This window comes from Acetomicrobium sp. S15 = DSM 107314 (assembly GCF_016125955.1).
Lineage (GTDB): Bacteria > Synergistota > Synergistia > Synergistales > Thermosynergistaceae > Thermosynergistes > Thermosynergistes pyruvativorans.
The window spans coordinates 1-332 of sequence record NZ_JADEVE010000382.1 but is presented as its reverse complement, the minus strand read 5'-3'; the positions used below and the strand labels follow the sequence as shown (position 1 = coordinate 332).

Below are 332 nucleotides of genomic sequence, written 5' to 3'. Positions count from 1 at the left end.
CCGAAGCGAAACGGGCGAGAATCGGTTCGCTGAAAGGCGCATCCTTGATCTGCAGCAAAAGCCTCCCATCGGGCATGGATTCAGCCAAAACGCTTTCAATGCGCGGCACTCGCCGGCGGATCTGCAGTTCCTGTCCCACTTCTGGTTCCGGATCTGGCACGTGAGTGTAAGATAGGAGTTCTTTCTTTTCCGCATCGTGATACTTGACAGTACAGGACTTATAAAGAATGCATTCCCTGCAAAGGCCGATATGCTGCTGTACGGAGAATGATCACTACCGCCATCGGTGGGGTTTAAAGGTAATACCTGCCACAGGCTCTGTCCTGTTTCAG

1 protein-coding gene is annotated in these 332 nt (G+C 52.4%); it reads right to left on the bottom strand.

The window, feature by feature from the left end; all coding sequences use genetic code 11:
- On the bottom strand, positions 1-332 hold a 332-nt coding region (locus tag EZM41_RS11180), incomplete at both ends, for a 4-alpha-glucanotransferase (protein WP_198471152.1).